We start from the raw sequence: 24,156 nt of genomic DNA on the forward strand, positions 1-24,156 counted from the left end.
GGTCAGCGTCGGGCGGGCGGAAGGCCGAGGGCGAGCATGCCGATGATGTCGCGTTGGATCTCGTTGGTTCCGCCGCCGAACGTGAGGATCAGCGACGTCCGCGCGAAGCGTTCCAGGCGGCCTTGCAGATGTGCGCCGGCCGAGCCCTGGCGCAGAGTGGCCGCCGGGCCGGTCACCTCCATCAGCTGGCGGTACGCCTCGGTGGCGAACTCCGTGCCGAACACCTTCGTTGCCGATGCGTCCGCGGGCGAGGGCGAGCCGCCCTGCGCGGCGATCGAAGCGATCTTCCAGTTGACGAGCTTGAGGAACTCGACCTTCGCATGCACGCGCGCCAGGTTTGCCTGAACCCAACTGACGTCGATGAGCTTGCCGCCGCCGTACGGTTGCTGCCGCGCGAACGCCAGGGTCTCGTTGAGCGCGGTCTGGATCGGAGCCGCGCTGCACAGTGCGACCCGCTCGTGGTTGAGCTGGTTGGTGATGAGCGACCAGCCTCCGCCTTCCTCGCCGACGATCGAACTCGTCGGAACGCGCACGTCCTGGTAGTAGGTGGCGCTCGTGTCGACACCGGACATCGTGTGGACCGGTGTGTACGAGAACCCCTGTGCCGCAGTCGGGACCACCAGCATCGAGATGCTCTTGTGCTTGCTGGGGCGCTTCCCCGACTCGCTGTCCGCGTTCGCATCGGCGCCCGAATCGGTTCGGCAGGCCAGCCACACGTAGTCGGCGTAGGGAATGAGGCTCGTCCACATCTTCTGGCCGTTGATCACGTACTCGTCACCGTCGCGCACCGCGGTGGTGCGCAGTGACGCGAGATCAGTGCCCGCGCCCGGCTCCGAGTATCCGATCGAGAAGTGCAGTTCCCCCGCAGCGATCTTCGGCAGGAAGAACTCCTTCTGCTCGGGCGTCCCGTAGTGCATGATCGTCGGCGCCACCGAATTGATCGTGAGGAACGGGACCGGCGCACCCGCGATCGCCGCTTCGTCGGTGAAGATCAACTGGTCCATCATCGACCGGTTCGCACCGCCGAACTCGGTCGGCCAGCCGAGTGCGAGCCACCCGTCGGCGCCCATCTGGCGGACGACGTCGCGGTAGGCGTCTCCTTCGCCGATCTCCCCGTCTCCGCCGGTCAGGGCCGCACGGCGGTCCGGAGTCATGAGGTCGCTAAAGTAGGAGCGCAACTCGCGGCGCAGCTCCTCCTGCTCGGCTGTGTACGCGATGCGCATGGGTGGTTCTCCTGCGATCCTCGAGACGCTTGCGCGCCGGTATGGTTGGCTACTTCTGAAACACGTTCTAACGTGAAAGTGCCGAGCCCGTCAACCAGCGGGCAGGGGACCTCGAGGAGGATGCAATGCGAGTGAAGTGCGATTTCGACCTGTGCGAGTCGAACGCGGTGTGTGTGGGCATGGCGCCCGACGTGTTCGACCTGGACGATAATGATTACCTGGTGATTCTCGATGAAGATCTGCCTGAGTCCCGAGCGGAGGAGATGCGTCAGGTTGTCGCGTCGTGTCCGCGCTCGGCGCTGTCGATCGAGTGATCGAAGTCCGGTCTGCGTCAAGGTATTTCAAGAGATGCTGGCCGATTTGTTAGAACATGTTCTAGTGTGAGTCGCGGTGTAAGACGATCGGCGCCGTCAGGCGCGACGCGGAGAAGGGTTTGCAGAGTGGGTGGAACGTTAGAGGGCAAGGTGGCTGTCGTCACCGGCGCCGGAGGTGGTCTCGGACGGGCCGAAGCTATCGGGTTGGCGGCGGACGGGGCGACGGTCATCGTCAATGACCTCGACCGCGCACTGGATGCGAGCGACGTCTTCGACATCATCTCGTCGGCGGGCGGCTCGGCGGTCCGTGTGGCGGGTGATATCTCCGACGCGGCGACAGCGCGGGAGATCATGCGTACAGCCACTGATGATCTCGGTGGGCTAGACGTCGTGATGAGCAATGCCGGGATCACCCGCGACACGATGCTTTTCAATATGTCCGACGACGAGTGGGACCTCGTGCTGAACGTCCACCTGCGCGGCCACTTCCTGCTCAACCGGAACGCAGCGGCGCATTGGCGCGCGACGTCGAAGGCCGCGGGTGCGCCCGTCTACGGGCGAATCGTCAACACGTCATCGGAGGCTGGTCTTCTCGGTCCGGCCGGCCAGGCGAACTACGGTGCGGCGAAAGCGGGTATCACCGCGTTGACTCTGTCGGCCTCGCGGGCGCTGTCGCGGTACGGGGTCACGGCCAACGCAATCTGCCCGCGCGCGCGTACCGCCATGACGGCGAGCGTCTTCGGCGACGCGCCAGACGGGGGAGTCGATCCGCTGTCGCCCGAGCATGTCGTCGCACTGGTGCGATACCTTGCGAGCCCGGAAGCACAGAACGTCTCGGGGCAGGTCTTCGTCGTTTACGGACCGAAAGTCACTCTGATGGCCGCGCCGACGATCCGCGAAGTGTTCGAGGCCGACGGTGACGAGTGGACTCCCGAGACGCTCGCCGGATCGTTGTCGCCGTACTTCGCCTCGCCCGCAGGGAAAGAGACATTCTCGGCGTCCGAGTTGATGGATTAGGGCGGATAGTCCGGTGAATCGTCGATGTCGAATAGTGCCACTGAAGTGTCGGCTGCCCATGATAGGTTGCCTTCACCGGTGGGAGGAGGGGACTTGCTGACCAGGCTGGCTGCTCCGATGAACGGCGTCGGCGACTTCGTGGCGCTGGCTGTCGAAGCTGCTAGAGAGCTCTTCCGGCGACCGTTCCAATTCCGCGAGACGGTCGAGCAGTCGTGGGCGATCGCCCGGGTCTCGTTGGTGCCGACACTTCTCGTGGCCATCCCGTTCACCGTTCTTGTCAGTTTCACGTTGAACATCCTGCTTCGCGAAATCGGGGCCCAGGACTTGTCCGGCGCGGGCGCAGCACTCGGCACCATCACCCAGATCGGGCCGATCGTGACTGTGCTCATCGTTGCGGGCGCCGGTGCGACCGCGATCTGTGCCGACCTCGGTGCGCGGACCATTCGCGAAGAGATCGACGCGATGCGCGTACTCGGCATCAATCCGATCCACAGGCTCGTCGTGCCACGTGTGGTCGCCTCGACCGGTGTCGCGCTGCTGCTCAACAGCCTGGTCTGCACGATCGGCATCGCAGGCGGCTTCGTGTTCTCGGTGTACCTGCAAGACGTGAACCCGGGTGCGTTCATCGCCAACCTGACTCTGCTCACCGGACTCGGCGAACTCGTCATCTCAATGATCAAAGCCGCGCTGTTCGGCCTGTTCGCGGGCCTCGTGGGCTGCTATCGCGGACTGAATGTGAAGGGCGGAGCCAAGGGTGTCGGCGACGCGGTGAACGAGACGGTCGTCTACTCGTTCATGGCGTTGTTCGTCGTCAACGTGGTTGTGACCGCGGTCGGACTGAAAGTGACGATGGGCTGACGATGGTACTTCCGGGAACTACACGACTCCTCACCGCTCGTGTCGCGATCAAGCGTGCGGGCGAGGACTGGAACAAGATCGGCGACCAGGCCCTCTTCTACTGGGATTCGATCATCTCGATCCCGCGGGCACTGCGGCTGTACAAGAAGGAGACGCTGCGCCTGATCGCCGAGATCTCGATGGGCACCGGCGCGCTCGCCATGATCGGCGGCACCGTCGTCGTCGTCGGCTTCCTGACGCTGTTCACCGGCGGCACCATCGCCGTCCAGGGCTACAGCTCGCTCGCGAACATCGGCGTGGAGGCGTTGACCGGCTTCTTCTCCGCGTTCATCAACGTCCGCATCGCGGTTCCCGTCATCGCAGGCATCGGGTTGGCGGCCACCATCGGCGCCGGTGCGACAGCGCAGCTAGGTGCGATGCGGGTGAGCGAGGAGATCGACGCGCTGGAAGTGATGGCCATTTCGTCCATCCCGTTCCTGGTCAGTACCCGAATCGTCGCGGGCCTCGTCGCGATCATCCCGCTGTACTCGCTCGCCGCACTCGCGTCGTTCATCGCGAGCCGGTTCGCGACCGTGTTCCTGTACGGACAGTCCGGCGGCGTCTACGACCACTACTTCTCGACATTCTTGATCCCGTCGGACATCCTCTGGTCGTTCGTACAGGCCATCTGTATGGCCGTCGCGGTCATGTTGATCCACACCTACTACGGCTTCAATGCGTCCGGCGGCCCCGTCGGCGTCGGCGTCGCCGTGGGCAACGCGGTCCGCGCGTCGCTGGTCGTAGTCGTCGTCATCACCCTCCTCACGTCGCTCGCCATCTACGGCTCCGACGGCAACTTCAACTTGGCCGGGTGAGTAGATATGGCCTATAAAGCTCGTGGAAACGGTGTGCGCAAGCTCGCCGCGACGATCATGGTCGGTTCTCTCGTCGTCATCGTCGCGCTCGCCGCCGGACAGTTCCTCGGTTGGTTCCAGGACACGAAGTCGGTGACGTTGTTCGCGCCGCGCGCCGGGCTCGTGATGAACCCCGACGCGAAGGTGAAGCTTCGGGGCGTCACCGTGGGCCGCGTCGCGAGCGTCCGGGAGGTCGGCGACCAGGCCGAGCTCAAACTCAACATGGACGCTGGGCAGTTGTCGTCGATCCCGGCGAACGTTCGCGCCGACATCAAGTCGAACACCGTCTTCGGAGCCAAGGCGGTCAACCTGGTGGTCCCCGCGGACGGCCCGCGCGGAACCCTCACCGCAGGCACTGAGATCAAAGCCGACCACGTGGTGGTCGAACTCAACACCGTGTACCAGCAACTCGTCGGACTGCTCGCTAAGACCGAGCCAGACAAGATGAATGTGGTCCTCGGTGCGGTCGACGATGCCCTGTCCGGACGCGGCAAACAGATCGGCGACGCACTCGTCCAGCTGAACCAGGTCCTCGGCAAGACCAACGAGAATTTGCCCGAACTGAACCGCCTGTTCGACGAGGCGGCCGGCGTGACGAACGTGTACGCAGACGTGATGCCCGACCTGATGCGGACGGTCGACAATGCGACCGTCGTCGGCAACACCCTGGTGGAGAACTCGTCGAACCTGGACAGTCTGCTGATCAACGTCACCGGTATGGCCCGCAGCGGCAACGGTGTGCTCAGCAAGAGCAAGAAGGACTTGATGAGCACGCTCAGCGACCTGAACCCGGTCACCAAGCTGCTCGGTTATCAGGCTCCGGGTCTGCGATGCTTCATCACCGCGGGCAGCGACGCCGCCGATGTGGCGGTGCCGTTCCTCGGCGGCCGCAACGGGATGCTCCTGCTCGACGCGGGGCTCATTCCAGGCCAAGACCCGTACCGGTATCCGCAGGATCTGCCCGAAGTGGGCGGCAACGGGCCGCCGACCTGTCAGGGCGGACTCTCCGACATCACCGACAAGGAGAAGGTCGGCTTCTACGTGATCGATAACGCTGAGCAGCCCTACCAGCCGCGCACCACTCCCAAGGTGCAGTCGGCGAAGCTTTTCAGCCTGCTTTTCGGGGGTACGCCTCGTGGATAAACGCGCACGCGCATTCCGCGCAACAATCATCAAACTCGGTACGTTCGTGGTGGTCATGCTGCTGGTGATGGCCGGCCTGGTGATCGTGTTCAGCAAGTATCAGAGCGGTGGAACCAACACGTACTCGGCGATGTTCACGAGTGCGTCAGCCATGAAGTCGGGCAGTGCCGTGAAGATCGCGGGCATCGACGTCGGCACGGTGCAGGGCATCGACCTGACCGAAGACAACCTGGCTCACGTCGAGTTCACCGTCAACGAGAACTACCGGCTTCCCGAATCGGCGCGGGCACTCGTCCGATACGAGAACCTCACCGGCGACCGATACCTCGAGATTCAACCGGGCGGCGGCGATCTCAACACGGCGATGGCTCCCGGGGGTGAGATCCCGATCGAACGGACGCAGCCGGCGCTCGACCTCGACAAACTGCTGGGTGGCTTCAAGCCGCTGTTCCGCACGATGAACGCAGACGAGGTCAACAAGCTTTCCTCGGCTCTCATCGCGGTGTTCCAAGGACAGGGTGGCTCGCTCAACACGCTGCTTGCGAACACGGCGTCGTTCACCAACGAGATCGCCGACCGCGACAAGCTGATCGGCAGCGTCATCGACAACTTGAATACGACGCTCGGCACGCTCGAAGCCGACCACCAGGGGCTCGACCAGAGCGTCGACCGGATGCAACAGTTGATCAGCGGCCTGGCGGACGACAAGAGCGTGATCGGTCGGGCGATCGACGAGAGCGCCTCCGCCACCACCGGTCTCGCCGATCTAATGGGGGCCATCCGACCCGACACACAGAAGGCCCTGAGCGCACTCGGCACGACGTCGGGGAACGCGTTGAAGGCCGAACCGTTCATCCGGGACCTGCTGTCCCGCCTGCCCGGCGACTTCAAGAAGCTGTCGAACCTGGGCAGCTACGGTTCGTGGCTGCAGATCTACTTCTGCCGGATCCGACTGCTGATGCCCGGGCCCGGCAATACCCAGTACTACTTCACCGCCATCGACGCGATGGGCGACAAGTCGCAGGGCGGGAGGTGTTCGCAATGAGTGAAGCGCAGACTCCGGATCGTCGAACCAAGCGGTCGAAGGCATCGGTCGGCGTGATCGGTGTGCTGGTCACCGCGATGCTCGTCATCAGCGCACTCCAACTGGACCGCCTTCCGTTCCTGTCGCAGATCAGCACCTACGACGTGTACTTCGAGGATGCCGGCGGGCTGGGATCCGGCGACGTGGTGATGGTCGCGGGCATCGAGGTCGGCAAGGTCGAAGGTCTGTCCCTGGAACACACCGACGAGGGAATGCGCGCGCGCATCAAGTTCCGTCTCAACGACACCGTGGTGCTCGGCGAGCGGTCGCGCGCCGCGATCAAGACTGAGACGGTGCTGGGACGTCGCAACCTGACCTTGACCCCGCTCGGCGAAGGGCGCATCGAACCGGGCGAGTCGATCCCCGTGGAGGCCACCGAGTCGCCATACACGCTGACCGACGCTCTCGACGAGGCGACGAGCACCCTGCAGGAGACCGACACCGACCAGCTCAACAAGGCGCTATCGACCATGTCGGACACGTTCGCCAAGACTCCCGACAACGTGCAGGGCGCCGTCGAGGGAGTCGGTCGACTGTCCAAGGCGATCGCCGATCGCGATAATGCGCTCAACGAACTGCTCGATCGGGCTCGCGGCGTCACCGACATCGTGGGCAAGCGCAGCAAGCAGATCCGACAGATGCTGCTCGACGCCAATTCACTGCTCGGCGAACTGCAGATGCGTCGGGCAGCGATCCGAGAGTTGATCAGCGGCACCCGGGACGTGGCGGCCGAGATCACCGGGTTCGTCAACGACAACGAGGAACAGTTGCGCCCGGTGCTTGACAAGTTCAACGGTGTCCTCGACATTCTCAACGACAACGAGGAGAACTTCGGCAAAGCCATCGACAACCTGGGACCGTACGCGAACATCCTTGGTGAGGCGGTCAGCTCCGGACCGTACTTCTCGTCGCTGGTCGGCCTGCCGACGTTCGGTGACTACATGGGCACGTTCATGAAGGTGATGCAGCGCAAGTACCCGGAGGCCGCCAAGTACTTCTACGACTTCTCTGGAAACCCGATCTTCTTGAAGAACTGGAAGCAGGGACCGAACGCGGGAGCGCCCGACATCCCGCGCGAGACGCCCAAACGCACATACCCGACTCCGGCAGCGCCGACGACGTCGACGCCGAAGCCGAACGGAGGCCGCTGACATGGGTATCCCCCGTCGTGTATGGGCGATCGTTGCCGCGATCGTCGTTCTGGCCCTGATCGCGGGCGGTGTCTGGTTCGGCGTGCAGCGCGCGACCACGCGCACCGTGACCGCCTACTTCCAGACGGTGTCCAGCCTGTTCGAGGGCGACTCGGTGCGTGTCATCGGTGTCCCGATCGGAAAGGTCGCCTCCATCGAACCGCGGTCGGGCGACGTCAAGGTCGTCATGCGTGTGGACAACGACGTGCCGTTGCCGGCGGACGTGCGCGCGGTCATCGTCGCGCAGTCGTTGGTGTCGGGGCGGTTCGTTCAACTCAGCCCGGGATATTCGACGGGGCCCGAGTTGAACGACGACGCAGACATCCCGATGGAGCGGACCGCTGTCCCGATGGAGTGGGACGACGTGAAGAAGCAACTGTCCGAGCTCACCAAGGCGATCGGCCCGGAGGGCGCCGACAAGGGGACCGCGGCGCGTGCCGTCGACGTGATCGGAGACAATCTCGACGGCAACGGCGCGGCCATCGCAGAGTCGATCAAGCAGATGTCGTCGGTGATGGGCACCCTTTCGGAGAACCGGGGCGACGTGTTCAGCGCGGTCAAGAGCTTGCAGAAGTTGACTGAGGAACTGTCGACGAGCCACGAGCAGATCGTGCAGTTCAACGGCCGAATGGAATCGGTGAGCCAGGTGATCGCGGGCAGCAGCCAGGCGATGGGCGACGCGATGACCAACCTCAACGAGGCCATCGGTGAACTCGAAGGCTTCCTCGGCGAGAACAGCTCGGCCGTGGTCTCGACCGTGGACAGGCTGTCCCAGCTGACCGCGACTCTCAAGAAGAAGGACGAGCAGGTACAAGGCCTGCTGCATTCGGCTCCGACCCAGTTGGCGAACTTTTACAACATCTACAACCCGTTGACCGGCGCGCTCGACGGCGTGTTCGGCCTCGGCATGGGCAACAACCTGATCACCCTGCTGTGCGGCAGCATGGCAGCGACCAAGCGTCCCGGTGACACCGAGGCCGACGTCGAGGAGTGTGTCGATCTCGTCGCGCCGATCATGAAGGAGGTCGTCGTCAACTTTCCTCCGTTCATGGCCAACCCGGTGATCGGTCGGGCTGCGACGCCGGACCAGATCACCTATCAGAACCCGAGTGTTCGGGCCAGGGCGCGGCAAGGCGTCATCGATCGTGACGAGATCAGCCGCAAGGCTGCCCCCGACCCGCTGGCGAATCTGCTCGTACCGTTCGGAGGTGAGAGATGACGCGCTCTCGTACACGGGTCACTGCGCTGATCGCAGGCGTCCTCATGCTCGCCCCCGTCACCGCGTGTGGGATGGAACCGGTCACGACACTCTCGTCGATCGGAGCCGCCGGCACCGGCGACGGCGCGTACACGATCACCGCGCTGATTCCGACGGCGGCGGGACTGGTCCGCAATGCACCCGTCATGATCAAGGATGCGACGGTCGGCAGCGTCAGCGACATCGAGCTCAAGGACTGGAGCGCCGAGATCACGCTGCGCCTGCAGAAGGGCGTAAAAGTCCAGACGGGGTCGCACGCGATGATCGGGATGACGAGTGTGCTCGGCTCCTCGCACATCGCGATCGTCGAGCCGGACAAGCCGACCGGCAAGTATCTCTCGGCAGGCGGACGTCTCTCCTTGCCGAACTGTCCCGACCAGGACAACATCGCCGCGCCGAAGGGTAAGGCGGTCGCCGACATCAACTCGGCTCAGCAGGTGGATCCCTGCATGTACCCGACCACCGAGCAGGTACTGAGTTCGCTGTCGGTCGTCCTCAACGGCGGCGGCCTCTCGCAGGTCGGCGACGTGGTGCACGAGCTGAGCCAGGTGTTCGGCGACAACGACGACGAATTGCGAACCCTGGTTCCGCGGTTGAACACCCTGGTCAAGGACTTGAACGGGCAGACCGGCAATATCATCTCGGCCATGGAGGGGATGGATCGGCTGACCACCGCGATCAACGATCAGACGCCCACCGTGGAACGCGCTCTCGATTCGGCGCCGGAGATCCTTCAACTCCTCGTCGACCAGCGGAAGAATCTGACGACGGCACTCGACAACGTCGGAAACCTTTCGTCGACCGTCAACGGGATCCTCGACGAGAACAGCAAGGACATCAAGACGATCGTGCCGAATCTGCGCAAGCTGCTCGAGCAGTTGGCGCAGACCGGTCCCGCACTGACGAACTCGCTGCGGATCTTGCTGACGTTCCCGTTCGTGGAGGAGAAGATTCCAGAGATCGTCAAGGGTGACTACGTCAACTCCGACCTCGTCCTCGACCTAACCTGGAGCCGACTCAACAAGACGATGGTCGCGTCCGTGACCACCGGTCCCGAAGGCGTAGTCGGCAAGCCTGCGGCGGGCGCGAAGCGGGGAACGAACCCGTTCACATCGCCGCTGACACCGGGGCTCATGACGCCCAAGCGTAAGGACCCGGACAACCCGACTCCAGCTGAACTCAACCGGGGCACGACGAAGAAGACGCCGAGCAGCACGACGAAGAAGAGCGGGGCCAACTGATGAAGATCACCGGCTTCGTCCGCATGCAGCTCATCGTCTTCAGCATCGTCTCCATCGTCTCGCTGGTGGCTGTCGCGGTGTTCTACATCCGCATTCCGCAGATGTTCGGCCTCGGCTCGTTCGACGTGTCGGTGGCGATGCCGACGACGGGCGGGCTGTACCAGAATGCGAATGTCAGCTTCCGTGGCGTCAACGTCGGCAAGGTCAGCAGCGTGAAACTGACGAGCGACGGCGTCGTCGCTGACTTGACGATCGACTCGGGTACCGAGATTCCGGAGAATTCGGTGGCCGCTGTCCGCAGCGTGTCCGCGATCGGCGAGCAGTTCGTCGAATTCACTCCGCCGGAGGATCCGTCGAGCACGGTGTTGGCTGGCGGCTCGAAGGTCAAGACCGACGATGTGCCGGTCGAGATCTCGACGATGCTCGATCAGGCCGACGCATTGCTTGCCGAGGTCGGGGATACCCGGATCCGCGAAGTGATGGACGAGGCGTTCACCGCGTTCAACGGAACGGCCGACGATCTGTCTCGACTGATGGATTCGATGGTCCTGTTCGTCGGTGCGTTCCACAAGAACATCGATGTCGCCGTCGACCTGGTGAAGCAGGCCGGCCCGCTGCTCGCGACGCAGAACCGAACCGCGTCACAGATCCGCGGGTGGACGGCCGACCTCACGACGGTCACCGACCAGTTGCGGGCCAGCAAGCCGGATATCACCGACATCCTCGCGAAGGGGCCCGGCGTCGCGAACCAAGCGCAGGATCTGTTCGATGACATGGGCCCGAGCTTCATCTCCGGCATGGCGAACCTGAAGGTCTCCGCGCAGACTCTGCGCATTTATCTGCCGAATCTGCAACAGACCGTCGTGCTGTATCCGCGTGTGCTGTCGGCGCTGATCACCGCGATCAACACCGGTTCCAGCAGGCACGGACCGAACGTGAGCTTCGGACTCGGATTCCAGGATCCGCCGACGTGCACCGTCGGCTTCCTGCCGCCGTCCGAATGGCGTTTCCCCTCCGCGACCACGGCACAGGATTTGCCGCCGGGCATGCTCTGCCGGTTGCCGCAGGACGCGCAGAACTCGGTCCGCGGCGCCCGAAACTTCCCGTGCGTGGAGTTCCCCGGTCGTCGTGCACCGACTCCGGAGGAGTGCCGGACCGGGTACGTGCCGTCCGATCGCGACAACGTCGCACTCCCGAACGGCTTCCCCGGGACGGACCTGCCGAAGCAGCCGGCCGGCTATGTCGTTCCCGGCACACCTACCGATCATGACCCGACGCCCGCCACCTACGGCACGACGTACGATCCGGAGACGGGCAAGTTCATCGGACCCGACGGTAAGCAGTACTCGACGCAGTACGGCACCGACAACAGCAACCAGAAGAAGAAATGGTACGAACTGATCACGAAGACGGTGGAGTCCTGAGGTCCCCAGGCTCAGGTCCAGACGGGGGCCCAGGCCCAGACGAGGACGCGCAGAAGGCCGCGGTCAAACGGACGAGTCCACTCGCTCGTCGGCGGAAGCCCGGCAAGAAGGACGCTGCCGAACCCGACCAGACGGCGGGTGCCGACCAGACGCCCGCAGACGCTGGAGCGTCCGAGACAGACGAGGCGCCGCAACCGGAAGATGCCGCCGATGAACCCGCTGTGTCGGCCGACGACCGGACTCGGGGCGTCTCGTACCGGGACCGCCGACCGTCTGTCAAGGCTCCGGTCGGGTCGGGAAGGTCGTCGTCGAGCACGGTGATCATTGCCGTAGCCGGAGCGCTCGGTGTGATCGTTCTCGTCGCGGCCGTCGTCTTGAGCGTTGTCTTCGCAACGGCCTCGGCGCGCATCGACGACAAGCGCGAACTACGAGCCGAATACGACCAGTTCGCACAGGAGGTGGTCGTCAAACTGACCACCCTCAACAAAGACAATGCCGACAGCATGCTCGACTTCATGAACAAGCACACGAGTGGTCGCGCGCTGCAGGAGATGCGTGAGTCGATGAAACAAGCGACCGACCTGATCCGGGAAGACGACATGAAGACCAAGACCACGGTCGTCGCGTCGGCAGTGGAGAAGGCCGACGAGGACACGGGCTCGGTACTGGTCGTATTCGTGTGGGAGAGCACGGCACCCGAAGCTCCGGATAAGCCTGTCATCGAGACGTTCCGATCGCGTATCGACATCACGCAGATCAACGATGACATGAAACTGACGAACTACGAGTGGGTGGGCTGATGAGCGGGAAGTTGCGATTGCTCCTGGCAGGTGCCGGGGTGCTGCTCGTGGCTGCCGTCGCCGCAGCCGTCTTCACCGGTGTCCGCTACTGGACCATGAACGCCGAAGAGGATGCGCGCGAGTCCGCGGTCGCGTCTGCGCAGGAGTACACCGTCACGATGTTCGGCCGCGACCCGAAGACGGTGTCGGACAACATCAACGAGACGATGGGATTCCTGACGGGTTCGGCCAAGCAGGAGATGCAGAAGAACGTCACCGAGTACAAGATCGTCGACGGCGTGAAGAAGGACAAGATTGTCGCCGTCGCCAAGGTCGAGGGCGCAGGCGTCATGGAGAACACACGCGACACGGCGAAGGTCTTGGTCTATCTGAACCTGTCGACGTCGCGGAACACGAACGAGGAAGAAGTCCAGATCGACCAGAGTCGGATCGTCTACGACATGGTCAAACGGGACGGCAAGTGGTTGATCTCGGCCATCGATATCCTCACTGACGACTCGCTGTCCTCCCGGGTACAGCAGTCCGACGGGGCGGCCCCGTCAGGCGCGGTCCCGATTCCGGCGCCGTCCAGCCCGGCGCCCCAGACGTCCCAGGCCCCAGCGGCCCCGTGAGTCCACAGCCCACGGGCTGACGCAGCAGGCGGTGGGCGCACCGCGAAAGGGAGCGTATCGAGACCGACGGTCTCGATACGCTCCCGGTGTCTTCCGGCCCGGAGGTGTTTTCGGGCCGGGAGGCTAACTGCTCGTGTAGCCCATCGGCATGACGACGGCCTTGTGCTCGAGGTAGCTCTCGAGGCCTTCCTTGCCGTTCTCGCGTCCGATGCCGGACTTCTTGTAGCCGCCGAACGGCGACGCTGGGTCGATCGAGTACCAGTTGATGCCGAAGGTGCCGGTACGCACCTGTCGGGCGACGTCGAGGCCCTTGTCGATGTCCTGCGTCCACACCGAACCGGCGAGCCCGTAATCGGAGTCGTTGGCGATGGCGATCGCCTCATCGACGTCGTCGTAGGCGATGACGCTGATGACCGGCCCGAAGATCTCCTCGCGAGCGATCGTCATGTCGTTGGTGACTCCGGTGAAGATCGTCGGTCCGATGAAGTTGCCTGCGGGTGCGGGGACTTCAAGGACCGCGGTGGCGCCTTCCGCTTTCCCCTTGGCGATGTACCCGGACACCTTCTCGTGCTGCTTGTTGTTGATGATCGGGCCGACCTTGGTCTCCGGATCGTCCGGCATGCCGGGGGTGAAGGTGGACGCGACGGCGACCATGGCGTCCACGATCTCGTCGTGGCGCGCGCGGGGGACGAGCACGCGAGTCTGCGCGACGCATGCCTGTCCCGCGTTGAGCAGTCCGGAGAAGATCAACATGGGGGCACTGGCTTCGATGTCGGCGTCGTCGAGGACGATGGCCGCCGACTTGCCGCCGAGCTCCAGCGAGTAACGCTTGAGCTGTTCGCCGCAGCGCGATGCGATCTGCTGGCCGGCCCGCGTCGATCCGGTGAACGTGATCTTGTCGATCTCCGGATGCTCGACGAGCGCCTGCCCGGTCTCGACTCCGCCCGGAACGATCGAGATGACGCCTTCGGGGACGCCCGCCTCGGTGAAGATCTCGGCGAGGACGTTCGCGTTGAGCGGTGTCTCGGGCGCAGGCTTGAGGACGATGGAGCAGCCGGCCGCGAGAGCGGGGCCGAACTTGTTACAGAACAGGAAGAGTGGAACGTTCCACGCGATGATGGCGCCGACGACCCCGACGGGCTCGTGGATGACCCGGGTCTCGCCGAAAATCCCGGGTCGGGTCTCCTCCCACGTGTACTGGTCGGCGGCGTCCGCGTATGCCGACAGGCACGCGGTGCCCGCGAACTGCTGGATGGTCGCGACATCGCCCGGAGTGGCGCCCATCTCGGCTGAGAGGAGCGTCGCCAGCTCAGTACCGCGCTCGTTGATCAACTCGACGGCGCGCCGGATAACCGCAGCTCGTTGCGCAGGCGGAGTATTGCGCCAGACCCCGGAGTCGAAGGATTCGCGGGCGGCGCGGACCGCGCGGTCGACGTCCGTCGCGTCGGAGTTCGGGACCGACCCGACCTTGTCGCCCGTTGCGGGCGAGAAGACGTCGAGCACTTCCGTGGAGTGCGGGTCCACCCACTTCCCGCCGATGTACAGCTTGGTGGTCTCGATCGGGTCGGTCATGCGTGCTCCTGAGGTATCGAGGGTTTTCCTCGATACTAGAGCACGATGTAGAACACGTTCTAGAAGTTGTCGCTACGGATTGCCTCAGGCGCTCGGTTTGACGTCGATCACGACGTCGAACTCGAGAAGGTCGGCACCCGTCGCGACGGGCTTCTTCTCACTCTTGTGCGCAGCGCGCGCGTCGCCGCCGGCCCACGCGTTGAAGCTCTCCTCGTCCTCCCACTGAGTGACGACGAAGTACCGGTCGTCGCCCTTCGTCGGACGTAGAAGCTGGAAGCCGAGGAATCCTGCGGCGCCGTCGACGGTGCCCGCGCGAGCACCGAAGCGCTTCTCGAGCTCGGCGCCTGCGCCTTCGGGGACACTGATTGCGTTGATCTTCACAATTGCCATGAACCCGAGGCTACGCGCGCACGGCGGGAAGCCGATAGGGTCGTTCGTTGTGACTCCGGACCCGATCGACTCGTCGCCGACCTCAGACGTCGGGCTTCTCGATCACGGCGGCCTCGATGTCGCGGACGGTGGATTCGGCGCGATCGTCCTGGTGCACGGGCTGATGGGTCGCGGACGCACGTGGCGGCGACAGGTGCCGTGGCTACGTCGATACGGCCGCGTGTTCACTTTCGACGCGGCGAACCATCAGGGGGCCGACGCGGTCGACCCCTCCGACGTGTCGACCGAGCGCTTCGTCGCCGACCTCGCCGAGACGATCACCTGGATCGACCGGGGGCCCGCAGTCCTCATCGGGCACTCGATGGGCGGGCTGCATTCGTGGTGCACGGCGGCGGCGTATCCGGAACTGGTGTCGGCTCTCGTCGTCGAAGACATGGCTCCGGACTTCCGTGGTCGGACGACGGGCGCGTGGACGCCGTGGTTCAGTACGTGGCCCGACCAGTTCCCCGATGAGTCCGCCGCGGTGGAGATGTTCGGCGAGATCGCCGGCCGGTACTTCTACGAGGCGTTCGACGACGGCCGTCTGCACGGTTCGATCCCTGTGTGGGCCGACATCGCCGAAGAGTGGGGTGGCCGCCACTTCTGGGACGAGTGGGATGCCGTCGAGGTGCCTGCGCTGCTGCTGGAGGCCGGTTTCTCGGTGACGCCGCCCGGGCAGATGGCCGAGATGGCCCGTCGTCGACAGGGATCGGTGCACCTTCGTGTGGACGGTGCCGGGCATCTCCTGCACGACGACGCCCCGGGCGTCTTCCGTGGCGCCGTCGAAGCCTTCCTCAGCGAGTATGTCTAGTGCGGTCACGTCCGGGCCGAGCGCTCAGTTCGCTTCTCCGGCAAGGCAGAACAGTCCGTCATCGGTGACTTCGACGAGGCCGTCGACCAGCAGTGAGTCGAGGGCGCGAGCCCGCTGGCCGGGATCGCGTTCCCACGCCAGGTCGAGAGCGGTGCGTTCGACCGGCCCGTGCCTGCCGCGGAGCACATCGAGCAGCCGGCCGCGCGCTTGGCGATCGGTGCCTTCGAACTTCTGGACACGTCGGGATGGGCCGTCGTGCGGCGGCTTGCCGAGCCGCACCCACTCGCACGTCGACTCCAGGGGGCAGGCGTCGCAGCGTGCTTCGCGAGCTGTGCAGACGAGGGCGCCCAACTCCATCAACGCGGCGCTGAACGTCGGCGTCTCGGGCGCGGGTGAGCCGTCGGCGGCGAGGGGGAACAACGCCTGCGTCTCGTCGAGGTCTCGACGTGCCGGATTGCCCGGATGTTGGCGGCCGTGGACGGCACGCGCGACGACGCGACGCACGTTGACGTCCACCACGGGCACAGACTGCCCATACGCGAAACATGCGACGGCGCGAGCCGTGTAATCGCCGATTCCAGGCAGTGTCAGGAGGGTGTCGATGTTCTGCGGGACGACGTCGTCGAACTGTTCGGCGAGCACCTTGGAGCATTCGTGCAAGCGCATCGCCCGTCGCGGATAGCCGAGCTTCCCCCAAGCTCGGACCACTTCGCCTGCCGACTCCGCGGCCATCTTCGATGGCACCGGCCAACGCTCCACCCAGCGGGTCCACGGTTCGACGACACGCGAGACAGGCGTCTGCTGCAGCATGATCTCGCTGATCAGAATCTGCCATCCGCTGATGCCGGGTTCGCGCCACGGCAGCTCTCTGTGGTTGACCCCGAACCAGGTGAGGACTGTGTCCGGTGGCACAATATCAGTCATGGAAAATCTCACCCCGGCTCAAGCGTGGACAGTTCTCAAGGAAGGCAATCAGCGTTTCGTTGACAGCCAGCCCATTCACCCGAGCCAGGGTATCGCCGACCGTGAGGCACTCGTCAACGGGCAGACACCCCACGTCGTCCTGTTCGGTTGCGGCGACTCACGACTGGCCGCCGAGATCATCTTCGACCAGGGGCTCGGCGACATGTTCGTCGTCCGAACCGCGGGCCACGTCCTCGACTCGGCCGTCATGGGCACCATCGAATACGGTGCCGACCTCCTCAACGTCCCGTTGATCGTCGTCCTCGGGCACGACCAGTGCGGAGCCGTCGGTGCGACGCTCGACGCGCTCGACAATCTCAACCTGCCCGGCGGTTACGTGCGTGACATCGTCGAGAAGGTCACGCCGAGCGTCCTCGCCGGCCGCAGCGAAGGACTCACCGAGTACTTCGAGTTCGTCACCCGCCACGTGCAGGAGACGGTGCACGTCCTCATGCAGCGCAGCCGGATCATCGCCAGCCGAGTCGACGCGGGCGAGCTCGCGATTGTCGGCCTCAGTTACCGCCTGGACGACGGGCGGGTGAAACTCGTCGAGGTGGTGGGCGACATCGGCGAGCAGCCGCAGAGCTGACGTCGCACATCGGCGGGCGAGCACAATAGCTCGGTTCCCGCGAGAATAAACTTCCGACACGCCGACGACGTCGTCGTCCATCCCGTGGTGGCGGCGATACCGTTGCACCTGTGATCGAACCACAGGGTCCTCTGCCCCCCGAGGTGTATTGGCGACGTCGACTCGTCGCGATCGTCGGCGGGGTCGTAGCCGTCGCTGTGGTGATCGCACTCATCGTGTGGGCGGGGAATTCGTCCGACGACGAAGGCAATCCGGCGAACGCCGCCGCGACCTCGTCGGCGTCGACGACCCCGAAGGCTCCGGCACCCGCCGAATCGTCGACGAGTGCTGCGCCGAGCAGTGAAGCGCCCAGCGGGGGCGGCGAACACGGCGCAGGCGGCGACCCCAGCGCCCCGGCGTCCGAGCCCGCACCGACCAGCGATGTGACCGCGCCGATCGAGAACCCCTGTTCGGACCAGGGCCTCTCCGTGGTCCTGTACACGGACAAGCCGACGTACACGCAAGGCGACCAGCCGGTGTTCACCATCGTGACCACCAACGGCAGCCTCGCCGCCTGCAACCGCGACGTCGGAAAGAATGCACAGAACGTGATCGTTCGCTCGCTCGACGGAGCCCGCACTCTCTGGTCGGCCCAGGACTGCGCACCGGACAAGGCCGTCAACGTCCAGCTGCTCGCACCGGGCCAGCAGGTCAGCGACGACACGACGTGGTCGGGCACCACGAGCAACCCCGGCTGCAAGAAACCGCGTGTGCAGATCCCGGCAGGGGCCTACCAGGCGGTCGCCAAGGTCGGCGAGAAAGAGTCCGCGCCCATCACGTTCAACGTGGTGAAACCCGCGCAACAGTAACGACCGACGTACTCGCAGACCGACGTACCCGCCGACAGGGGGATCTCAGTCGAAGCGCTCGAGGCTGCTCTCGGCCAGCCTCGACAGTCCTTCACGGATGTGACGAGCCCAGATGCTGCCGATGCCTTCGACCGATTCCAGGTCGGCGGCGCTGCTGGCCAACAGCGACTGCAGGGTCCCGAAGTGCCGGACCAGGCGGTCGACGTGTGCGAACTGCAGACGCGAGATCCGGGCGAGCAGACGGTAGCCGCGCGGACTCATCGACGTGTCCTGGGCCTCGAGAGTCGTCGGATAACCGAACGCTCCGGCGAGCATCGTGAGATCGAGAAGATCTGCGTCCGAAAGCGATTCGACGGTCTCCAAGATCTGACGGACCTGTTCGGGCCCCGCGGGCTCGGGACTCGCGTGATAGTCGCGGACGAGCAGTTCCCGCATCGTGTCGTTGTCACTGATCAACTCTTCCAACTGCAGCGCCACCTGGCGGCCGTTCACGCCGAGTTCGAGCACGTACTCCTCGATCTCCACCGACACTCGGCGCACCATCTCCATGCGCTGCGCGGCACTCATCGCGTCACGCAACAGCACGTAGTCTTCGATCTCGGCGCGCGAGAGTTGGGCGCTCACCTCATCCAACCTCGACTTGTACCGCTCCAACGTCGACAACGCGACGTTCGCGCGCGAGAGGATCGCATCGGGATTCTCGACCACTCGACGCTGACCGTCCGCGTAGACGCTCACGATGGACATCGACGCGCTCACTGCGATCACCGGCACCCTCATCTGGATCGCGGTGCGCTCGGCCGCGCGGTGCCTCGTACCCGACTCCTCGGTCGGGATCGACGGGTCAGAGACCAGCTGGACGTTCGCCCGGACGATCCGTCGACCGTCGGCGGAGAGCACGACGGCGCCGTCCATCTTCGCGAGCTCACGCAAGCGGGTCGGCGCAAACTCGACGTCCAGGTCGAAGCCGCCGTCACAGATCCGCTCCATGTCGTCGTCGTAACCGAGGACTACGAGGGCACCCGTGCCGCCGCGCAGGATCCGCTCCAGGCCGTCACGGAGTGCCGTTCCCGGTGCGACGCGACGCAACGTCTCCCGCGTCATGTCGGCACGGACCGCATCGTTTGCCGATGTGTCGTTCATCGCACCTCGCATTTGTCGGCGGAAGTCGGCTACCGGTGGGCACCGGACCACGACTAGCGTAGCTGTGCGTGAAGCACGCTTTCGTCCCGCCCGCAGACCTCGAGCCGTTGACTCGCCACCCGAAGGCCGCGGCGCCCGGGCGTCACATCGCTCTGCACCACAGCACCTGCTTCGGGTGTGGTGACGACGTCCCGCTCGGATTGCACCTCAAGGTCATGGCGGGCGAAGGACTCACCGTCGACGCACAGATGCCCGTCCAAGACTGGATGCAGGGCGGCCCGGGCGTCATCCACGGCGGCGTCCTGTCGGCGGCGTTCGACGAGGTGATGGGCACGTCCCCGCTTCTCGTCGGCGCGCCGGTCGTCACCGTCCACCTCGAAGTCGACTTCGCGAAACCGATCCCACTCGGTTCCGACCTTCAGTTCCACGCACGAATCCTCGGCAGTGAGCGTCGCAAGATCTACATCGACGCGATCGCCCACCTCGGAGACCCGAACGCGCCGGTTGCCGGCGCGCACTCGGTGTTCGTCGTCATCGACGTCGAGAAGCATTTCGCGGAGCATTTCGACAAGCGCGTGGTGTTGTAAGGGGCCCGACCCGGGGCTGCGGATCAGAAGGGGGCGTCGACGGGTTGCAAGCGTCGGCGCTCAAGGGCGTCGACGGCGTCGGCGAGGTTGGACACCTTCGTGATGCGGATGCCCGTGGGCAGTTCCTCGTCTGTGCCAGCCGGAATGATCGCGTGCCGGAAACCGAGCCGCTTCGCCTCAGCGACGCGGCGCGCCGTCGACGAGACGCGACGGATCTCGCCGGCCAGCCCGACCTCACCGATCGCGACCGTCGTGGAGGCGACAGGGCGGTCCGACGCCGATGAGCCGATAGCGAGGAAGATCGCCAGGTCGGCGGCGGGTTCGGTCACTTTCATGCCGCCGACAGTGGAGGCGTAGACCTCGTGTTTGCCGGTCGAGATTTTCGCATGCTTTTCCGCTACCGCCAGCATCATCGCGACGCGGGCGCCGTCGAGTCCGGATACGGCTCGGCGCGGCGACGGCATCTCGCTCTTGTTGAGCAGCGCTTGAATCTGTCCGACCATCGCGCGGCGACCGTCCATCGCTACCAGCGCCACGCTGCCCGCGACATCGGTCGGATGCTCGTGGACGAAGATGCCGGACGGATCCGACACCTCGTGGATTCCGTCGGAGCGTTGCTCGAAGCAGCCGACCTCGTCGGACGGTCCGAAGCGATTCTTGATTCCGCGCACCATGCGCAGGGACGAGTGCCTGTCGCCCTCGAAGGCGAGGACCACGTCAACCAGATGCTCCAACGACCGGGGACCGGCTACGTTCCCGTCCTTCGTCACGTGACCGACCAGGATCACCGCGACGCCGCTCGTCTTCGCAAGCGAGACCAGCGCGGTGGTGACCGCACGGATCTGGGTTACGCCGCCGGTCACTCCGTCGACCCCGGTCGCGACGAGCGTCTGCACCGAATCGACGATCAGCAGGCTGGGACGCACCTCGTCGACGTGGCCGAGGACGGTCGCCAGATCGGTCTCCGCCGCGAGGAAGACGTTCTGGTGCACCGCTCCCGTGCGTTCGGCCCGCAACCGGACCTGCCCCGCTGACTCCTCGCCGGTCACGTACAGCGCGGTGCGCCCCTGGGCAGCCCACTGTTTCACGGTCTCCAACAACAGCGTCGACTTGCCGACACCCGGTTCGCCCGCGAGCAGGACGACCGACCCCGGGACGATGCCTCTCCCGAGTACCCGGTCGAACTCAGCGATGCCGATGGGCGTCGCGCTCGACGTACCCGCATCGACCTCGGTGATACGCCGTGCCGGACTTCGCGGGACGACCGATGTGGTGCCTGCGGCGGCGGCCGCCGGAGCGCCCTCCTCGATGGAACCCCACTCGCCGCACTCCGGGCAACGACCGACCCACTTGGACACCTGGTGCCCGCAAGCCGTACACCGGAAGACCGCCTTCGCTTTCGCCACGCCCCGACTCTATGTGCAGCCCCTGACAATCGATACCCACGGTCAATCGATACCCACGGTCAATCGATACCCACGGTCAGTCTCAGCCCGTGGATGAAGAACGAGCGCCTCCCCCGAGAAGACGGGGGAGGCGCTCGTGGTGGTCGAGATGGGAGGTCAGTGGCCCCCGCCTTCGCCCTCGGCGTCAGCGATGACGTCGGCGCGCTGCTTGAGCCCTCCGGCGTCGACCGGGGTGGTGATCGTCAGGCTCTTCTCGCCGATCTTCTTCCCGCCCAGGTCGAGCACGTCGAACTTGAACGTCAGCGGCGTGGTCAGGCCTGCGCGCACCGCCTTCGCGTTGGTCAGCGTGACGGTGAAGCGCTCGATGTCGGCGGCCTGTGCTGCCGAGGTGTCGACGTTCGCGGGAACGCCTGCGAGCAGGTTCTCGCCGGGGGCGAGCACGCGCGGATCGGCCTTGGTCCCGCCGGTCTGAGGCTTCGGGTCGGTGAGCGACACCGACGACCCATCGGGTCCGATGATTTCGACGAACTTGACCTTGCGGGTCACGCTGTCGTTGGAGATCAGGAACGAGATGTCGAACGGGCCACCGTCTGCGAACGTCTTGTCCGTGTTCTCGACCGGGTACACGATCTGCGCGTTGCGCACCGTGATCTGCCCGTTCCGCAGTTCATCGCCGTCGAGCACGTCCGGGTCGAGAGCCACTGAACCGCCCGCGCCGTTCACTGCCGGCAGCTGGTTGGTGGTCTGCGAGATCTTGCCTGCGCCGCAGGCCGTGGAGCCGAGGGCAATCGCGGCGCCGAGCGCACCGACGACGGCAGCCTTGGCCAGACGGCCGGTGGTCCGATTGAGCACTGACACCTTTTCCTCCGGGTGGTCGTCGCGCTGTCCGCCGGATGCGAACGCTCACTACGCAGCGTAGTGGTGCCGACCCGGAAAAGTTCCCCCGGGTCCGCAGATAATCTTCCGAATTATAGCGCGACCGCCGCGAATAGGTGTTGACCTGCACCGTTGGAAAAGCTGTCAGTGGGTGGGTGTTACACTGGTAACACTCGGAAGGGGCATGGAACATTGAATTTCAAAGTTGGCGACACCGTTGTGTACCCCCATCATGGTGCTGCTCGGATTGACGACATCGTCGTTCGGACCATCAAGGGTGAAGAAGTCGAATACCTGGTCCTGAAAGTCGCAGACGGCGACATGACGGTGCAGATCCCCTCCAGCAAGCTCGATTACGTCGGAGTCCGTGACGTAGTGGGCGAGGAGGGGCTCGGTGAGGTATTCCAGGTTCTGCGTGCTCCGAACGTCGAAGAGCCCACGAACTGGGCCCGTCGTTTCAAGGCGAACCAGGAGAAGTTGAACTCCGGCGACATCATCAAGGTCGCGGAGATCGTCCGTGACCTGTGGCGTCGTGAACAGGATCGCGGATTGTCGGCAGGTGAGAAGCGGATGCTGACCCGTGCGCGACGCGTACTGGTCGACGAACTCTCGCTCGCTCGGAACACCGACGACAAGAAGGCGGACAGCATCCTCGACGAGATCTTGGCTGCAGCGTCCTGACGGAGCACGGGCGGCCACGCGTGGCCGCATTGATTCCCGCCGCAGGTATGGGCACCCGTTTGGGTGAAGACCAGCCCAAGGCGTTCGTAGAGGTCGGCGGAGTGACGCTGCTGGAACGCAGCGTCGCCGCCGCCCGCGAATCCGGGGCGGTCGACGACATCGTCGTCGCCGTCCCTGAAGCGCTCGTAGGCAGCGCGCAACGGCTCGTCCCGGATGCGCGTGTAGTGGTGGGCGGGACGCAGCGCAGCGATTCGGTACGGGCTGCGCTCGCGGTCGCCGACGCCGAATTGATTCTCGTACACGACGCGGCCCGCGCGTTGACCCCGCCTGCGCTGTTCGCTGCGGTCGCAGCGGAATTGCACAGTGGGGCACGCGCAGTAGTGCCCGGCATACCGGTCGCCGACACGCTCAAACGGGTCGATTCCGGCGACTGCGTTGTCGACACTCCTGACCGAAACGTGTTGCGCGCCATCCAGACTCCGCAGGGATTCGCCGCAGACGTGCTGCGGGCCGCGCACGCGGAGTCCGCAGACGCGACCGACGACGCCGGACTCGTCGAAGCCGCGGGTGTCACCGTGAAGGTGATCCCCGGCGACGCGATGGCGTTCAAGGTGACCACACCGTTCGACCTGCGGTTGGCGCGGTTGCTCGCCTGAGTGGCGGGCACGAGCAGGCAACTGACACGAGACAGCAGCTGGCAGAAGAACGAAGAGGGGACGCAACTCATGCGCGTGGGTATCGGTACCGACGTCCACCCGATAGAACTGGGCCGTGACTGTTGGATGGTCGGGCTCCTCTTCGACGATGCGGATGGCTGCTCCGGTCACTCCGACGGTGACGTCGGCGTCCATGCGCTCTGTGACGCGTTGCTGTCGGCGGGTGGATTGGGCGACCTCGGCGTCGTGTTCGGCGTCGACCGACCCGAATGGGAGCACGTGACCGGCGCCGCCATGCTCACCCACGTCGCGTCCCTGCTCGACGACGCAGGTTTCACTCCGATCAACGCCGCCGTCCAGGTCATCGGGAATCGGCCTAAGATCGGTCCGCGTCGGGCGCAGGCACAGGACGTGCTGTCGGGACTGCTCGGCGCACCCGTGTCCGTATCTGCGACGACCACAGACGGTCTCGGCCTCACCGGCCGGGGCGAGGGTGTCGCCGCAGTGGCCACGGCCCTGCTGGGCCTCAAGTAGAATTT

General features: G+C 65.1%; 26 protein-coding genes. 19 read left to right on the forward strand and 7 right to left on the reverse strand.

Annotated features, from left to right (window positions below; all coding sequences use genetic code 11):
• Positions 1-2: 2 nt before the first annotated feature.
• A complete protein-coding gene (locus L5G33_RS14120) occupies positions 3-1,223 on the reverse strand; it encodes an acyl-CoA dehydrogenase family protein (RefSeq protein ID WP_236998833.1) in 1,221 nt (406 codons plus the stop codon).
• A 125-nt stretch (positions 1,224-1,348) separates the two neighbouring features.
• On the opposite strand from L5G33_RS14120, the gene L5G33_RS14125 reads away from it, so the two are divergent.
• From L5G33_RS14125 to L5G33_RS14180, 12 genes are all read left to right on the forward strand, one after another.
• On the forward strand, positions 1,349-1,537 hold the full coding sequence (locus L5G33_RS14125) for a ferredoxin (RefSeq protein ID WP_236998834.1): 189 nt from the start codon (positions 1,349-1,351) through the stop codon (positions 1,535-1,537).
• Between the two features lie 126 nt (positions 1,538-1,663).
• On the forward strand, positions 1,664-2,554 hold the full coding sequence (locus tag L5G33_RS14130; protein WP_236998835.1) for a 3-oxoacyl-ACP reductase: 891 nt from the start codon (positions 1,664-1,666) through the stop codon (positions 2,552-2,554).
• Positions 2,555-2,647: 93 nt separating this feature from the next.
• A complete protein-coding gene (locus L5G33_RS14135; RefSeq protein ID WP_236998836.1) occupies positions 2,648-3,412 on the forward strand; it encodes an MlaE family ABC transporter permease in 765 nt (254 codons plus the stop codon).
• A 2-nt stretch (positions 3,413-3,414) separates the two neighbouring features.
• Complete coding sequence (locus L5G33_RS14140) at positions 3,415-4,266, forward strand: MlaE family ABC transporter permease (protein WP_236998837.1); 852 nt, start codon at positions 3,415-3,417, stop codon at positions 4,264-4,266.
• A 6-nt stretch (positions 4,267-4,272) separates the two neighbouring features.
• On the forward strand, positions 4,273-5,448 hold the full coding sequence (locus tag L5G33_RS14145) for an MCE family protein (RefSeq protein WP_236998838.1): 1,176 nt from the start codon (positions 4,273-4,275) through the stop codon (positions 5,446-5,448).
• Positions 5,441-6,493, forward strand: a complete 1,053-nt coding sequence (locus L5G33_RS14150; protein WP_236998839.1) for an MCE family protein — start codon at positions 5,441-5,443, stop codon at positions 6,491-6,493. Before L5G33_RS14145 ends, L5G33_RS14150 begins: the two co-directional genes overlap by 8 nt.
• The gene (locus L5G33_RS14155) at positions 6,490-7,683 is read left to right on the forward strand and encodes an MCE family protein (RefSeq protein WP_236998840.1); all 1,194 of its coding nucleotides are present in this window, start codon (positions 6,490-6,492) and stop codon (positions 7,681-7,683) included. The genes L5G33_RS14150 and L5G33_RS14155 overlap by 4 nt, the downstream gene beginning before the upstream one ends.
• Position 7,684: 1 nt before the next feature.
• Positions 7,685-8,941 carry an MCE family protein gene (locus tag L5G33_RS14160; RefSeq protein WP_236998841.1) on the forward strand — a complete coding sequence of 419 codons (1,257 nt, stop codon included), beginning with the start codon at positions 7,685-7,687 and terminating at the stop codon, positions 8,939-8,941.
• Positions 8,938-10,221, forward strand: a complete 1,284-nt coding sequence (locus tag L5G33_RS14165) for an MlaD family protein (protein WP_236998842.1) — start codon at positions 8,938-8,940, stop codon at positions 10,219-10,221. The genes L5G33_RS14160 and L5G33_RS14165 overlap by 4 nt, the downstream gene beginning before the upstream one ends.
• Entirely contained in the window at positions 10,221-11,645 is a 1,425-nt protein-coding gene (locus tag L5G33_RS14170; RefSeq protein WP_236998843.1) for an MCE family protein, read from the forward strand. The genes L5G33_RS14165 and L5G33_RS14170 overlap by 1 nt, the downstream gene beginning before the upstream one ends.
• The gene (locus tag L5G33_RS14175) at positions 11,609-12,445 is read left to right on the forward strand and encodes an Rv1363c family protein (RefSeq protein WP_236998844.1); all 837 of its coding nucleotides are present in this window, start codon (positions 11,609-11,611) and stop codon (positions 12,443-12,445) included. The genes L5G33_RS14170 and L5G33_RS14175 overlap by 37 nt, the downstream gene beginning before the upstream one ends.
• Entirely contained in the window at positions 12,445-13,056 is a 612-nt protein-coding gene (locus tag L5G33_RS14180; protein WP_236998845.1) for a hypothetical protein, read from the forward strand. Before L5G33_RS14175 ends, L5G33_RS14180 begins: the two co-directional genes overlap by 1 nt.
• Before the next feature lie 123 nt (positions 13,057-13,179).
• Here L5G33_RS14180 and L5G33_RS14185 read toward each other — a convergent pair whose 3' ends face one another.
• Positions 13,180-14,628, reverse strand: coding sequence for an aldehyde dehydrogenase (locus L5G33_RS14185; protein WP_236998846.1), 1,449 nt, complete (start codon positions 14,626-14,628; stop codon positions 13,180-13,182).
• A gap of 84 nt (positions 14,629-14,712) precedes the next feature.
• On the reverse strand, positions 14,713-15,018 hold the full coding sequence (locus tag L5G33_RS14190) for an antibiotic biosynthesis monooxygenase family protein (RefSeq protein WP_236998847.1): 306 nt from the start codon (positions 15,016-15,018) through the stop codon (positions 14,713-14,715).
• Between the two features lie 49 nt (positions 15,019-15,067).
• Between L5G33_RS14190 and L5G33_RS14195 the strand changes: the two genes are divergently transcribed.
• Entirely contained in the window at positions 15,068-15,868 is an 801-nt protein-coding gene (locus tag L5G33_RS14195; protein WP_236998848.1) for an alpha/beta fold hydrolase, read from the forward strand.
• Between the two features lie 24 nt (positions 15,869-15,892).
• Here L5G33_RS14195 and L5G33_RS14200 read toward each other — a convergent pair whose 3' ends face one another.
• Entirely contained in the window at positions 15,893-16,792 is a 900-nt protein-coding gene (locus L5G33_RS14200; RefSeq protein ID WP_236998849.1) for an HhH-GPD family protein, read from the reverse strand.
• Here L5G33_RS14200 and L5G33_RS14205 point away from each other — a divergent pair.
• Together L5G33_RS14205 and L5G33_RS14210 are read left to right on the forward strand one after the other, a co-directional pair.
• Positions 16,791-17,420 carry a carbonic anhydrase gene (locus L5G33_RS14205; RefSeq protein ID WP_236998850.1) on the forward strand — a complete coding sequence of 210 codons (630 nt, stop codon included), beginning with the start codon at positions 16,791-16,793 and terminating at the stop codon, positions 17,418-17,420. The two genes, L5G33_RS14200 and L5G33_RS14205, sit on opposite strands and share 2 nt — an antisense overlap.
• Before the next feature lie 110 nt (positions 17,421-17,530).
• Positions 17,531-18,268, forward strand: a complete 738-nt coding sequence (locus L5G33_RS14210; RefSeq protein WP_236998851.1) for a hypothetical protein — start codon at positions 17,531-17,533, stop codon at positions 18,266-18,268.
• Positions 18,269-18,313: 45 nt separating this feature from the next.
• On the opposite strand, the gene disA is transcribed toward L5G33_RS14210, so the two are convergent.
• Complete coding sequence (gene disA / locus L5G33_RS14215) at positions 18,314-19,411, reverse strand: DNA integrity scanning diadenylate cyclase DisA (protein ID WP_236998852.1); 1,098 nt, start codon at positions 19,409-19,411, stop codon at positions 18,314-18,316.
• A gap of 68 nt (positions 19,412-19,479) precedes the next feature.
• Here disA and L5G33_RS14220 point away from each other — a divergent pair, with 68 nt between their 5' ends.
• The gene (locus tag L5G33_RS14220; protein ID WP_236998853.1) at positions 19,480-19,998 is read left to right on the forward strand and encodes a PaaI family thioesterase; all 519 of its coding nucleotides are present in this window, start codon (positions 19,480-19,482) and stop codon (positions 19,996-19,998) included.
• 23 nt (positions 19,999-20,021) lie between these two features.
• Here L5G33_RS14220 and radA read toward each other — a convergent pair whose 3' ends face one another.
• Positions 20,022-21,404, reverse strand: a complete 1,383-nt coding sequence (gene radA / locus L5G33_RS14225; RefSeq protein WP_236998854.1) for a DNA repair protein RadA — start codon at positions 21,402-21,404, stop codon at positions 20,022-20,024.
• Between the two features lie 156 nt (positions 21,405-21,560).
• Complete coding sequence (locus L5G33_RS14230; protein WP_236998855.1) at positions 21,561-22,262, reverse strand: copper-binding protein; 702 nt, start codon at positions 22,260-22,262, stop codon at positions 21,561-21,563.
• Positions 22,263-22,472: 210 nt separating this feature from the next.
• Between L5G33_RS14230 and L5G33_RS14235 the strand changes: the two genes are divergently transcribed.
• The 3 genes from L5G33_RS14235 (at position 22,473) to ispF (ending at position 24,151) form a co-directional block, all read left to right on the forward strand.
• The gene (locus tag L5G33_RS14235; protein ID WP_236998856.1) at positions 22,473-22,961 is read left to right on the forward strand and encodes a CarD family transcriptional regulator; all 489 of its coding nucleotides are present in this window, start codon (positions 22,473-22,475) and stop codon (positions 22,959-22,961) included.
• A 20-nt stretch (positions 22,962-22,981) separates the two neighbouring features.
• Positions 22,982-23,617, forward strand: coding sequence for a 2-C-methyl-D-erythritol 4-phosphate cytidylyltransferase (gene ispD, locus L5G33_RS14240; protein ID WP_308191580.1), 636 nt, complete (start codon positions 22,982-22,984; stop codon positions 23,615-23,617).
• 69 nt (positions 23,618-23,686) lie between these two features.
• On the forward strand, positions 23,687-24,151 hold the full coding sequence (gene ispF, locus L5G33_RS14245) for a 2-C-methyl-D-erythritol 2,4-cyclodiphosphate synthase (protein WP_236998857.1): 465 nt from the start codon (positions 23,687-23,689) through the stop codon (positions 24,149-24,151).
• The last annotated feature ends 5 nt before the right edge of the window (positions 24,152-24,156 follow it).

Origin of the sequence: Gordonia liuliyuniae (assembly GCF_021738805.1) — a bacterium.
GTDB lineage: Bacteria > Actinomycetota > Actinomycetes > Mycobacteriales > Mycobacteriaceae > Gordonia > Gordonia liuliyuniae.